The organism is Paludibacterium flexuosum (assembly GCF_037076605.1).
Taxonomy (GTDB): domain Bacteria; phylum Pseudomonadota; class Gammaproteobacteria; order Burkholderiales; family Chromobacteriaceae; genus Paludibacterium.
In genome coordinates, this window is the sequence record NZ_AP029060.1 from 2,525,753 (window position 1) to 2,537,657 (window position 11,905).

Consider the following 11,905-nt stretch of genomic DNA (forward strand, 5'->3'; position numbering starts at 1 on the left):
GCGTATCGCGGGGAAGCGATCACACAGCCTGTATGCCTGCCGGTGTCATTCTGTCGTGCTGTTGTCCTTGGCGTGCCGCAATAAAAATGTTTTTACGGATGACAGAGAACATGTTCCAACTCAGACACGGTGTCGCCCTGGTCGCGCTTTGCTTTGCCGGCGCTGCCCTGGCCGATGATCTTCCCGAATTCAATGGTGGTGACGTGGTTGTGACCGCCAGTGGTGTACCGCAAGCCCGCGGCGTGGCACCGGTCAGCGTCAGCGTGATTACCGCGCAGGATATCGCCAACAGCAGTGCCCGCACGGTGCAGGAAGTGCTGTCCTCTGCTGCCGGGATCAATGTAATTAATATGGGTGGAACCTCCTCTCAGGTTGATTTGCATGGATTTGGCATAGGCGGTATCAGCAATACGCAGATTTTGGTCGATGGCGTGAAACAGAATACCAATGATCTTGCCGCCCCTGACCTGAGCTATATTCCTTTAGCCAGTATTGAGCGTATCGAAGTTGTGCGTGGCAGTGGCGCCGTTCAGTATGGGAGTGGTGCAACTGGGGGGGTGATAAATATCATCACCACCGCAGGTTATCCAGAGAAGTCATCGGTGAGTCTGACTCAGATGTTTGGCAGTTTTAACACACGTCAAACAGATGCCCATTTCAATTTGGCAGGGGTACGCTTCAGCCTGGACGGTTATGGCCAGTCTTTGAAAACTGACCATTATCGCCTTAACAATGATGAACGCAGGGACGCAGGTGGTTTGGGGCTAAATTGGAAGCTCGACGATGGCAAAGTGCGCCTGTATGTCCGCTCTAGTAGCGATAGTGAGCGACTACCAGGTCCTGTGTATGTGCAGCCAGCAAACGGCGTGAATCAGTTTAATACTAATCCGACTATCTCGAATAAGTTGTATGACAATGGCTTTGTTAAAAATAATGAGGTTGGCGTGCAGGGTGATCAAGCCATAGGTCTTGGCCGTCTCTATTTCCAATTGGCCTCACGTGATAAACGTACGGATTCGACTTATGGGCCGAATAGCTTTTCTCATACAACTAGTTGGTGGTCGGACCAACGGTTGCTGACTGAAGATAGTGGCAGCCTACGTTATGTCCTGCCTTTTGCTGTGGATAATCGTGTCACAATCGGTACCGACTGGATGTTCGGGAATGCTACGGATAACTCTAATAATCTGCCAAATGCATTTCCCTATCTCAGCTCGACATCTTCCAAGCAACGACATCAGGCACTGTTTTCTGAAGCAGAGTTAGGTCTTTGGTCTGGCGCGCGTATCACCATCGGTGGTCGCGTCCAACGTGTAGATGATCTTGTTCATAACACCAATACTTATGCAACCTTTGGTTCGACCACAGATCTGGAGCTGCATGCATGGCAGTTGGGTATGAGGCAGGCATTAGGGTCAGACTGGAGTCTTTTTGCGAATCATGCCCAGAGCTTCCGCCTGCCAAACTCCGATGAGCTAGTCAATAACAACAATGTTGTTGCCCTCCAACCTCAACTGTCTCACGATCAGCAGCTTGGTGCAGAGTGGGTTAACCGCGATAGTCGTGTTCGAATTGATATATTCCGCTCTGATGTGACTAATGAGATTGCTTATATTCCGAATGCCATTACATTAAATTACGGGGCAAATGTGAATTTGCCTAAGACACGTCACCAGGGGCTTGAAGTAGAGGGGCAAACGCGGCTTATGCAGGTACTTGATCTGCATGGCAACCTAACTTGGCAAAAAGCCACATTTAAAGAGGGTAGTTACAGCGGGAGCAGCCTTGTAGGACGGTCTATTCCAATGGTCCCTCAGGTAATGGCCAACCTTGGGATATCTTGGTCAATAAGAGAGAATACTCGGCTGAATGTGGATGCTCAGTACGTAGGCAAGCAATATATGGACAATGATCAGGTGAATCAATATCCAAACCAGCTACCTGCCTATACTGTGGTGAACACCAAATTGACGCAGAAGTTCTCGCGCAATTTGAGCGGCTCCTTCAGCATCAATAACCTACTGGATAGACACTATGCAACCTATGGTGCTGTGATCCTTGACCCAAGCACGGGCATGGCTACCGGGTATGGTCTTTATCCCTCAGACCCGCGTACCTATCAGGCGACGCTGACCGTTAACTTCTAAGTTCGAACCCCCGCCCACCGCCCGCCATCCCAGCGGGCGGTCTATCATGCCGACTATGCAAACGAATCGATTTTCTGTCCGGTTGACCCTGGCCCTGGTAGGGGTGGTGGCGTCATGGAATACCCACGCCCAGGTCAGCGTGCGCGACGGCACCGGCACGCCGGTGACGCTGGCGCAGCCTGCCCGGCGCATCATTACGCTGGCGCCGTCCACCACCGAGCTGGTGTATGCCGCCGGGGGCGGTTCGCGCATGGTGGCGACGGTGGCGTTCAGCGATTACCCGCCGGCGGCGAAACAGCTGCCGCAGGTGGGGGATCTGATGGGCGTCAGCCTGGAGGCGATTCTGCGCCAGCGGCCGGATCTGGTGGTGGCCTGGAAGGATGGCAGTGCGCCGCAGCTGTTGCAGCGTTTGCGTGCCCAGGGAGTGGCGGTGTTTGTCAGCCATCCGCTGGCGCTGGACGATGTGGCGCGCGAGCTGCAGTCCCTCGGCCGACTTAGCGGTACGCCGGCGGTGGCCGATCAGGCGGCTGCCGCCTATCGGGCGCGCATTGCCGCCGTGCGGCAGCGTTACCAGGGCCGGCCGCCGGTGACGGTGTTTTATCAGATGAGTCAGTCGCCGCTGTTTACCGTCAGCAATGCCAGCTATGTCGGCGCGGTGCTGCAGCTGTGTGGCGGGCGCAATCTGTTTGCCGGGCTGGCCGCGCCGGCGCCGCAGGTGAGCCGCGAGGCGGTGATTGCCGGACGGCCGCAGGTGATGCTGGCCGCCAGTACGCAGGAGCTGGCGATCTGGGATGGCTGGAAGGCGATTCCGGCGGTGGCACAGGGCACGCGCTATGCGGTGAATGTCGATCTGGCCAGTCGGCCCGGCCCGCGTCTGGCGCTGGGGGCTGAGGCCATTTGCGCCACGCTTGACCATGCGCGTCAGGTGATCGGTTTGACGCCTCGCTGAGGCTTGGCTATGCTCGCCGCCATGGACAAAGAACTTGAATCACTGGAAACCCGGGTCGCGTCGCTGATTGCGCGCATCGGTGAGATGGGGGTGCAGAACACCCGTCTGTCCGAAGCACTGGCACAGGCGCTGAAGGAAAATGCCGATCTGCATTTCCGCCTGGAAGAAACCCGTCAGCGTGTGGCCACGCTGATCGAGCGTTTGCCGGGCACCGAGGAGGACGCATGAGCGAAATCGTGCAAGTGGATGTGTCGCTGCTCGGGCGGCATTTCACCATCGGGACTTCCGCCGAAGAACGCGATACGCTGCTGGAAGCAGTGCATCTGCTGGAAGAAAAGATCGAAGCCATCCGCGGCCAGGGTAAAATTGTTGATGCCGACAAAATTGCCATCATGGCGGCATTGAATATTGCCCACGACTTGCTAAAAACAAAAGTGGGGGAAGGCTTGGAGATGGCGGCCTTTCAACGTAGAATACGCAATATGAGCGAGGCAGCTGAAACCGCCTTGCAAGAAAGCCAGCAGTCACTGTTTGAGTGATTGCCGCTTTAACAGATTTACCGGTTACCCCCTGCGGTGTTTGTGACGGCTCAACAATTCCTTTGAACCAATGCGTTCGCTTTGGTTGCCAGCAGTAAGTAGCACTGGCGCGCCGCGTCCCTCGAGGATGCGCCCGATGTGTGAGGCAGGCGACCCCCTGGAAACAGGGTTCAAGCGAATTTAGCCCGAACGGCACTCGCGGGGGCCTCTCTTCCGATCGTCCCACCCCATGCGGATGATGGTCCCCCAGATGACTCCCCCCCCAATCACCACGCTGCCCGATGACAAACTGGCCCTGCGTCGTGCTGTGCGTCGCGCACGCATGGCCCTGCCGCCGTCGCAGCGGCGGCGCGCCGAGCAGCAGATCGCCCGGCTGGCGGCGCGTTTCCTGCGGCGGGGCAAGCGGATTGGCGGCTATCTGGCTTCTGGCTCGGAGCTGGATATCGAAGCCCTGCTCGGCCGTGCCCTGCAGCGCGGCGCCACAGTGTATCTGCCGGTGATCCCCGACAAGGGGCGCCGTCTGTGGTTCTCGCGCCTTGGCCCGGACGACCGCTGGTATCGCCACCCGCGCTATCCGATTACCGAATATGCCGGCCCGGTGCTGCGCGCCGAGCGGCTGGACGTGCTGTTTGTGCCGCTGCTGGCGGTCGATCAGGATGGCTATCGGCTGGGGCAGGGCGGTGGCTTTTACGATACCACCCTGCACGCTGCCGGTCGGCAGCGCCCCTTGCTGGTCGGGGTGGCGTTTGACTGTCAGCGCGTGGCGCGCGTCCCGCGCGAGGCCTGGGACATCCGCCTCGACTGGCTGGTGACCGAAGCCGGGATTTTCCGCTTTGGCCCGGCCATGACAAACGTTTGCGCTGTCACCGCCAACTCCCGCACAATGCAGGCTGACCTTCAGCCCTGATCGGGAAATCGTTCTCCATGCTTTATCCTGCCATCGCCCCCTACGAAAGCGGCATGCTGCGCCTGGACGAGTTGCACCAGATGTACTGGGAGCAGTGTGGTCGTCCGGATGGTTTTCCGGTGCTGTACCTGCATGGCGGGCCGGGGGACGGCTGTGCGCCGATGTGTCGCCAGTTGTTCGACCCGGGGTTCTACCGCGCGGTGCTGTTCGACCAGCGCGGCAGTGGCCGCTCGGTGCCTCGCGGCGAATTGCGCGCCAATCGCACGGATCTGCTGGTGGCGGATATCGAACGGCTGCGCGAGCACCTGGGGATCGAGCGCTGGCTGGTGTTTGGCGGCTCCTGGGGCAGCACGCTGGCACTGGCCTATGCCGAGGCCCATCCGGAACGGGTGGGCGGCCTGATCCTGCGCGGCATTTTTCTGGGGCGCGAGCGGGATGTCGACTGGTTCATGCATGGCATGGGACGGTTTTTCCCCGAGGCCTGGGCGCAATTCCTGGCACCGATTCCTCCCGAGGAGCGAGGCGATCTGCTGCAGGCCTACTATCGCCGCCTCAGCAGCGACGATCCGAGTGTCTATCTGCCGGTCTGTCAGGCATGGGGAGGCTGGGAGGCACACTGTGTCTCGCTGTTGCCGCGCGCCGATGCCATTGAGCGTGCCGCCAGCCCCTATCTGTCGCTGCCGCTGGCACGGCTTGAGGCGCATTACTTTGCCCATCAGCTGTTCCTGCAGCCGGATCAGTTGCTGCGGGAGATCGGGCGGATCGCCCATTTGCCGGCCTGTATCGTCCAGGGGCGCTACGATGTGATCTGTCCGCCGGAGGGGGCTTATGCGCTGGCGGCAGCCTGGCCCAAGGCCGAGCTGTGTCTGGTCGAGGCGGCGGGTCATTCGATGTGGGAGCCGGCGGTGCTGGCGGCGCTGATGGATCGCCTGGAACGCTTCAAGCTGTTTCTGGGGCGCGGATCAGTCTGAATTCACGGGTTTTTTCCCTTTTTGACCACGCGCGGGGGACAAATCCTCGCGGTCGGCTTCTGCCATTTACCTTTGCCCGGCTATAATCGTCGGATCGACTTTCAGGCAAAGCATATTTCCCGGGATCACCATGCAAGAACATTACACATCGCACGAGGTTGAAACCTCGGCACAAGAATACTGGGCCAAGAACAAGGTTTTCCAGGCCGTCGAAGACGCATCGCGCGAGAAATACTACTGCCTGTCGATGTTCCCCTATCCGTCGGGCAAGCTGCACATGGGCCATGTGCGCAACTACACCATCGGTGACGTCCTGTCGCGCTTCAAGCGCCTCAATGGCTTCAACGTGCTGCAGCCGATGGGCTGGGATGCCTTCGGCCTGCCGGCGGAAAACGCCGCCATGAAGAACAAGGTGGCGCCGGCCGGCTGGACCTACTCCAACATCGACTACATGAAGAACCAGCTCAAGAGCCTCGGTCTGGCGATCGACTGGGAGCGCGAGCTCGCGACCTGCAAGCCGGATTACTACCGCTGGGAACAATGGCTGTTTACCCGCCTGTTCAAGAAGGGGGTGATCTACAAGAAGGCCGGCGTGGTCAACTGGGACCCGGTCGACCAGACCGTGCTGGCCAACGAACAGGTGATCGACGGCCGCGGCTGGCGTTCGGGGGCGCTGGTCGAGAAGCGCGAGATCCCGATGTATTACTTCAAGATCACCCAGTACGCCGAAGAGCTGCTGAATGATCTCGACAAGCTGGAAGGCTGGCCGGAGCAGGTCAAGACCATGCAGCGCAACTGGATCGGCAAGAGCCGCGGCATGGAAGTGGGTTTCCCCTATGGCGATGGTTCCGGTGACGTGCTGAAGGTATATACCACCCGTCCGGACACCCTGATGGGGGTGACCTATGTCGCCGTGGCGGCGGAGCATCCGCTGGCTACCCGGGCGGCTGCCGGCAATGCCGAACTGAGCGCCTTCATTGCCGAGTGCAAGAAGGGCGGTGTCTCGGAGGCCGATCTGGCTACCCAGGAAAAGAAGGGCATGCCCACCGGTCTGACCGTCAAGCATCCGTTCACCGGCGCCGATGTGCCGGTCTGGGTCGGCAACTATGTGCTGTGGGGCTATGGCGAAGGTGCGGTGATGGCCGTGCCGGCGCATGACGAACGTGACTTCGAGTTTGCCGCCAAGTACCAGCTGCCGATGAAGAGCGTGATTCGCCCCGCCGATGGTTCGTCGCTGGCCGAACCGCTGACCGCTGCCTATACCGAGCAGGGCATCCTGTTCAACTCCGGCGAGTTCGACGGTCTGGATTATCAGGGTGCCTTCGACCGCATGGCCGGGGTGCTGCAGGCCAGGGGGCTGGGTGCGCCGCGTACCCAGTACCGCCTGCGCGACTGGGGCATCAGCCGCCAGCGTTACTGGGGTTGCCCGATTCCGGTGGTGCACTGCCCGCATTGCGGCGACGTGCCGGTCCCGGAAGATCAGCTGCCGGTGGTCCTGCCGGAGAATGTGGTCCCGGATGGCGCCGGTTCGCCGCTGGCCAAGATGCCCGAATTCTACGAAACCACCTGCCCGAGCTGCGGGGCGGCCGCACGGCGCGAAACCGATACCATGGACACCTTTGTCGAGTCCAGCTGGTACTACGCGCGCTATGCCTCGCCCAATTGCAGTGAGGCCATGGTCGACAAGAAGGCCGCGGATTACTGGCTGTCGGTGGATCAGTACATTGGCGGTATCGAGCACGCCATCCTGCACCTGCTGTATGCCCGTTTCTTCCACAAGCTGATGCGTGACGAAGGTCTGGTGTCGACCGACGAGCCGTTCGCCAGCCTGCTGACCCAGGGCATGGTGGTGTGCGAAACCTTCTTCCGTGACGTCGAAGGTGGCCACAAGGACTGGATTGCGCCGAATGACGTGGTGATCGAGCGCGATGCCAAGGGCAAGATCGTCAAGGCGACCCATCGCGTCGACGGCCAGCCGGTGCAGATCGGCGGCATCGAGAAGATGTCCAAGTCGAAGAACAACGGGGTCGACCCGCAAGACCTGATCGAGAAGTTCGGTGCCGATACCGCGCGCCTGTTCATGATGTTTGCCGCGCCGCCGGATCAGTCGCTGGAGTGGTCGGATGCCGGCGTCGAAGGGGCACATCGCTTCCTGCGCCGTTTGTGGAAGACGGTGTACGAGCATGTCAGCCAGGGCGTGGTGACCCGCTATCAGGGCGGTGAGCTGAGCGATGGTCTGAAGGAGCTGCGCTTCAAGCTGCATGGCACCATCCAGAAGGTGACCGACGATTATGGCCGCCGCCAGCAGTTCAATACCGCCATTGCGGCGGTCATGGAGTTGCTCAACACCCATGACAAGACGGATACCGGCAGCGATGTCGGCCGCGCCGTGGCGCAAGAGGTGCTGGAGGCAGCGGTGATCCTGCTGTCGCCGATCGTGCCGCACATCACCGAAACGCTTTGGGCCGAACTGGTTCCGGGCAGCCGCCTGCTGGAACAAGGCTGGCCCAAGGTTGATGAGAGTGCCCTTGTCAAGAGCCAGCTGGAGCTGATGGTGCAGGTGAACGGCAAGCTGCGTGGCAGTGTCGTGGTGGCCGCCGATGCTGATCAGGCGACCATTCAGCAGGCCGCACTGGCCAATGCCAATGTGCAGAAGTTCATGGAAGGCAAGCCGGCGCGCAAGGTGATTGTCGTTCCGGGCCGACTGGTCAATATCGTCGTGTAATCCACACCGGGGCAGCGTTCCGGCTGCCCCGTTCTTACAAAGGCATGTCATGACCCGTTTATTCTCGACACTGTCCATGCTGTTCCTGCTTGGCCTGCTGGCCGCCTGCGGCTTCCATCTGCGCGGTCTGGCGGATGGTACCCAGCGACAATTCCCGTTCAGCCGGCTCTATATCGATGTGGGTGCAGGTTCGAGGCTGGCGGCGCCACTGTTGCTCGCCATGAAGTCTTACCCGAACATCCAGGTCATGGATCAGGCGGCGACGGCTGATGGCGTCTTGCGCATCCTCAGCGAGAAGACCAACAAGGATCTGTCCTCGATCGACCGGAGTGGTCAGGCCAGCGAATATCGCCTGAGCTATGTGGTCACGGCGCAGGTGTGGATCAATGGCCGGCAGATCGGTCCGGATATTGTGCTGAACCAGAGCCGTACCATGACCTATACCGACTCGGCCGTGCTGGGCAAGGATCAGGAAGAAACCCTGCTCTGGGACGATATGGCGCGCAACGTGGCGCAATTGATGGTGTATCGCCTGTCCAATACCCGTCTGTTGCGCGAAGCGGCGTCCGAAGCCGACGCAGTGGCGCCGGCTGCCAGGGCCAGTGATGCCGTCACTCAGCACTGAGGCCTTGCCAGCCAGCCTGTCGCGTGGGCTGGCGCCGCTCTATCTGATCCACGGCGAAGAGGCGCTGGTGGCGCTGGAGGCGGCCGATCAGATCCGGCAGGCCGCCCGCCAGCAAGGTTATCTGGAGCGCGAGGTGTTGACGGTCGAGGCCGGTTTCGACTGGTCGGTGCTGCGCGATGCCATGAGCAGCGTGTCTCTGTTTGCCTCGCTCAAGGTGCTGGAAATCCGGATTCCGGGCGGCAAGCCCGGCAGTGAGGGGGCCGAGGCGCTGAGCATGCTGGCGGCCAACTTGCCGCAGGATACCGTGACGCTGGTGTTGCTGCCGAAGATGGATCGCCAGCAGCAGCAAAGCAAGTGGTTCCAGGCGCTGGAGAAGGCCGCCACCGTGCTGCAGGCCAGTCTGGTGGATCGGCAGGCCCTGCCGGGCTGGGTCAGCCGACGCCTCAAGGCGCAGGGGCAGACGCTCAATGCCGAGGCACTGGCCTTCTTTGTCGACCGGGTCGAGGGCAATCTGCTGGCGGCCCGCCAGGAAGTCGACAAGCTGGCCCTGCTGTATCCGGCCGGTGAGCTGACGCTGGAGATGCTGCGTGCAGCGGTGGCCAATGTGGCCCGTTTCGATGTGTTCCACCTGTCCGAGTCCTGGATGGAGGGCGATGCGCCGCGGGCGACACGCATGCTCGAGGGCCTGGAAGCCGAGGGCGAGGCGCCGGTATTGGTACTTTGGTCGTTTGCCGAAGATGTGCGCATGTTGCTGCGCCTGCGCCAGGGACTCAAGGATGGTCGCAATGTCCGTGACCTTGGCCGCGAGCTGCGTCTGTGGGGCAACAAGCAAAAGCTGGCCGAACCGGCCTTGCGGCGCATCGGTGCCCGACGCCTGATGCAGGCGCTGGAAACCTGTGCCTGCGTGGATCGTCAGATCAAGGGGGTCGAGCAGGGTGAACCCTGGTCAACCTTGAAAGTCCTGGCCCATCAGCTGGCCCTGTGAATGCATGACCTGAGACGCCGTCCGTCGGTCATGGACACCATTTAAGCCCGATAGCATCGGGCTTTTTTTATTTCCATTCCATAAAATGACAAATAGATAACTTCGCTTGCGATAAATTCAGACTCTCCCTAGACTGGCAACCATTAGATTTAAAGTAAAACAATTATTATTTATATATTGTTTAGAAAGAATCTTCCCGGACCAGGAGGCTGAGCGATGGCAAGTGTAGGAAATGGCTTAAACCGTGTGCGCAGCAAGGTGGTGCTGATGGAGAGCATCCACCAGTTGCTGGAAATCTTGCTGGATGCCGGCGAGCCACGGGTCGTGCATTGGGACGGACGGATACTGCGCATGCACAAACTGAGCTCGCGCAAGGCACGACAGATCTTTCAATCCCCGCAGTCCTTCCCGGGGCTGCTGGGGGTGTACGATCACAATGCCATCTACCGTGACATTGCCGACCCGCTGGGCGAGATGCTCGGTATCCAATTGTAGGGTTCACCAGGTTTCCCGGATGGGCAAACCCTCATCACGCAGAATCAGCACCCCGCGCTGCGCCGGGGGCAGCAAGCCGGCGGTAGCACGATAGTGACGCAGGACCCGGGCAACATACTGTGCCGTTTCCGGATAGGGGGGGATGCGGTTGCCGTAGCGCAGCACCGCCCCTTCCCCGGCGTTATAGGCGGCCAGCGCAAGGGGCAGATTGCCGTCAAATCGTTGCAACAGCCAGACCAGGTAGCGACTGCCTGCCTGCAGGTTCTGCACCGGGTCCTCCAGCACCGTGGCACCAAAACGACTGCCGGTGGCGGGGATCAGCTGCATCAGCCCGATCGCTCCCTTGGCCGAGCGTGCCCGCGGGTCGTAGCCCGATTCCACCCTGATCAATGCGTGCAGCAAATCCGGATCAAGACCAAAATGCATGGCGGTTTGAGAAATCAGCTGGAGTAAAGCGGGGGGGGCCATACGACCCTGGCGTTCGGCAGCGCCGGCCTCAGTGGGCCACGCAGGCACCAGCAGCAAGGCAAGGAGATAGGGAAGACGCCACATGTCAGCCGCCAGACGAGATAAATTCTGGGATGCTAACGGGCCGTGGGGGAGGTGACCAGAGCGGCCGGCCTAAGGGCCAGCCGCCTGCAGGCAGTGGCTATTCGCGGTGGTAGGGGTGATTGTTGAGAATGCTCACCGCACGGTAGAGCTGTTCGACCAGCAGCACCCGCACCATGCCGTGCGGCATGGTCAGTGCCGAAAGTTGAAGCAAGGTGTCGGCCTTCTGCTTCAGCTCGGCAGACAAGCCGTCTGCGCCGCCGATCACGAAGCACAGATCCTGACCATCCTGCAGCCATTGCTGCATCTGGTTGGCCAACTGAACCGTGGTCCAGTTGCGGCCCCGCTCATCCAGCACGACCAGCGTTGCGCGCGGCGGTATCGCCGCCATCAGGCGCGCATGTTCTGCTGCGATGCCCTTTTCCGCCGTGACACCACCGCCGCGTTTCTCCGGCTTGATTTCCTTCAGCTCCAGGCTGATATCGCGCCCGAATCGCTTGGCATAGTCTCCGAAGGCGTCATCGACCCAGCGTGGCATTTTCGTGCCAACGGCAAGAATGGTAATCCGCATTGACTTCCTGTCAGCCGGCTAGAGAAGACGGCATCAGCGACTCAGACCACTTTCCACGGCTTGGCGCCGGCCGGAACGAAAGACGGCTTTTCTCCGCCCCAGAGCGCTTCGATATCGTAGTAATCGCGCACCGCAGGCAGCATGACGTGAATCACTACGTCGCCGGCATCCACCAGCACCCACTCGCCGAACTCTTCACCCTCGGTCCCGATGATGTCGGCACCGGCTTCCTTGAGCTTGACGCAGACGTTGTTGGCCAGCGCCTTGACCTGGCGGTTGGAGTCGCCGGTACAAACAATCAGGTGCTGGAACAGCGAGGTCAGATCGCGCGTATCCAGCTCGATAATGTCCTTGCCCTTGATGTCTTCCAGGGCATCGACTGCCACTTTTACGATTTCAGAGATTTCCATGAGTCCCTTCCGGTAAGGCTGGATGCATCATC

Annotated in this window: 13 protein-coding genes and 1 other RNA gene; 11 read left to right on the forward strand and 3 right to left on the reverse strand. The window is 60.3% G+C overall.

Going from position 1 to position 11,905, the window contains the following annotated elements:
• Positions 1–86: 86 nt before the first annotated feature.
• The 11 genes from AACH39_RS12000 (at position 87) to AACH39_RS12050 (ending at position 10,343) form a co-directional block, all read left to right on the forward strand.
• Positions 87–2,147, forward strand: a complete 2,061-nt coding sequence (locus tag AACH39_RS12000) for a TonB-dependent receptor (RefSeq protein WP_338620111.1) — start codon at positions 87–89, stop codon at positions 2,145–2,147.
• A gap of 55 nt (positions 2,148–2,202) precedes the next feature.
• Positions 2,203–3,096: a cobalamin-binding protein gene (locus tag AACH39_RS12005; protein ID WP_338620112.1), complete on the forward strand. Its 894-nt coding sequence runs from the start codon at positions 2,203–2,205 to the stop codon at positions 3,094–3,096.
• A 21-nt stretch (positions 3,097–3,117) separates the two neighbouring features.
• Entirely contained in the window at positions 3,118–3,324 is a 207-nt protein-coding gene (locus AACH39_RS12010; protein WP_215779331.1) for a hypothetical protein, read from the forward strand.
• Entirely contained in the window at positions 3,321–3,635 is a 315-nt protein-coding gene (locus AACH39_RS12015) for a cell division protein ZapA (protein WP_215779329.1), read from the forward strand. The genes AACH39_RS12010 and AACH39_RS12015 overlap by 4 nt, the downstream gene beginning before the upstream one ends.
• A gap of 25 nt (positions 3,636–3,660) precedes the next feature.
• A non-coding RNA gene (ssrS, locus tag AACH39_RS12020) (6S RNA) lies at positions 3,661–3,844 on the forward strand.
• 41 nt (positions 3,845–3,885) lie between these two features.
• Positions 3,886–4,542, forward strand: a complete 657-nt coding sequence (locus tag AACH39_RS12025; RefSeq protein WP_215779327.1) for a 5-formyltetrahydrofolate cyclo-ligase — start codon at positions 3,886–3,888, stop codon at positions 4,540–4,542.
• 17 nt (positions 4,543–4,559) lie between these two features.
• Positions 4,560–5,513 (forward strand): prolyl aminopeptidase, encoded by a 954-nt coding sequence (pip, locus tag AACH39_RS12030; RefSeq protein WP_215779325.1) that lies wholly within the window; start codon positions 4,560–4,562, stop codon positions 5,511–5,513.
• A 130-nt stretch (positions 5,514–5,643) separates the two neighbouring features.
• The gene (gene leuS, locus AACH39_RS12035) at positions 5,644–8,238 is read left to right on the forward strand and encodes a leucine--tRNA ligase (RefSeq protein ID WP_215779322.1); all 2,595 of its coding nucleotides are present in this window, start codon (positions 5,644–5,646) and stop codon (positions 8,236–8,238) included.
• 49 nt (positions 8,239–8,287) lie between these two features.
• On the forward strand, positions 8,288–8,863 hold the full coding sequence (gene lptE / locus AACH39_RS12040; RefSeq protein WP_338620113.1) for an LPS assembly lipoprotein LptE: 576 nt from the start codon (positions 8,288–8,290) through the stop codon (positions 8,861–8,863).
• The gene (gene holA / locus AACH39_RS12045; protein WP_338620114.1) at positions 8,844–9,848 is read left to right on the forward strand and encodes a DNA polymerase III subunit delta; all 1,005 of its coding nucleotides are present in this window, start codon (positions 8,844–8,846) and stop codon (positions 9,846–9,848) included. Before lptE ends, holA begins: the two co-directional genes overlap by 20 nt.
• A gap of 216 nt (positions 9,849–10,064) precedes the next feature.
• Entirely contained in the window at positions 10,065–10,343 is a 279-nt protein-coding gene (locus AACH39_RS12050) for a hypothetical protein (RefSeq protein WP_252346122.1), read from the forward strand.
• A gap of 3 nt (positions 10,344–10,346) precedes the next feature.
• Here the strand turns inward: AACH39_RS12050 and AACH39_RS12055 are convergent, their stop codons facing one another.
• From AACH39_RS12055 to rsfS, 3 genes are all read right to left on the reverse strand, one after another.
• The gene (locus AACH39_RS12055; protein ID WP_338620115.1) at positions 10,347–10,895 is read right to left on the reverse strand and encodes a lytic transglycosylase domain-containing protein; all 549 of its coding nucleotides are present in this window, start codon (positions 10,893–10,895) and stop codon (positions 10,347–10,349) included.
• 97 nt (positions 10,896–10,992) lie between these two features.
• Positions 10,993–11,463 carry a 23S rRNA (pseudouridine(1915)-N(3))-methyltransferase RlmH gene (gene rlmH, locus AACH39_RS12060; RefSeq protein WP_215779312.1) on the reverse strand — a complete coding sequence of 157 codons (471 nt, stop codon included), beginning with the start codon at positions 11,461–11,463 and terminating at the stop codon, positions 10,993–10,995.
• A gap of 41 nt (positions 11,464–11,504) precedes the next feature.
• A complete protein-coding gene (gene rsfS / locus AACH39_RS12065; RefSeq protein ID WP_215779310.1) occupies positions 11,505–11,873 on the reverse strand; it encodes a ribosome silencing factor in 369 nt (122 codons plus the stop codon).
• Positions 11,874–11,905 lie beyond the last annotated feature (32 nt).

Bases quoted from the DNA above. Each gene is read 5' to 3' on its own strand.
- AACH39_RS12000 (WP_338620111.1), top strand. From the start codon at position 87: ATGTTTTTACGGATGACAGAGAACATGTTCCAACTCAGACACGGTGTC.
- AACH39_RS12005 (WP_338620112.1), top strand. From the start codon at position 2,203: ATGCAAACGAATCGATTTTCTGTCCGGTTGACCCTGGCCCTGGTAGGG.
- AACH39_RS12010 (WP_215779331.1), top strand. From the start codon at position 3,118: ATGGACAAAGAACTTGAATCACTGGAAACCCGGGTCGCGTCGCTGATT.
- AACH39_RS12015 (WP_215779329.1), top strand. From the start codon at position 3,321: ATGAGCGAAATCGTGCAAGTGGATGTGTCGCTGCTCGGGCGGCATTTC.
- AACH39_RS12025 (WP_215779327.1), top strand. From the start codon at position 3,886: ATGACTCCCCCCCCAATCACCACGCTGCCCGATGACAAACTGGCCCTG.
- pip (WP_215779325.1), top strand. From the start codon at position 4,560: ATGCTTTATCCTGCCATCGCCCCCTACGAAAGCGGCATGCTGCGCCTG.
- leuS (WP_215779322.1), top strand. From the start codon at position 5,644: ATGCAAGAACATTACACATCGCACGAGGTTGAAACCTCGGCACAAGAA.
- lptE (WP_338620113.1), top strand. From the start codon at position 8,288: ATGACCCGTTTATTCTCGACACTGTCCATGCTGTTCCTGCTTGGCCTG.
- holA (WP_338620114.1), top strand. From the start codon at position 8,844: ATGCCGTCACTCAGCACTGAGGCCTTGCCAGCCAGCCTGTCGCGTGGG.
- AACH39_RS12050 (WP_252346122.1), top strand. From the start codon at position 10,065: ATGGCAAGTGTAGGAAATGGCTTAAACCGTGTGCGCAGCAAGGTGGTG.
- AACH39_RS12055 (WP_338620115.1), bottom strand. From the start codon at position 10,895: ATGTGGCGTCTTCCCTATCTCCTTGCCTTGCTGCTGGTGCCTGCGTGG.
- rlmH (WP_215779312.1), bottom strand. From the start codon at position 11,463: ATGCGGATTACCATTCTTGCCGTTGGCACGAAAATGCCACGCTGGGTC.
- rsfS (WP_215779310.1), bottom strand. From the start codon at position 11,873: ATGGAAATCTCTGAAATCGTAAAAGTGGCAGTCGATGCCCTGGAAGAC.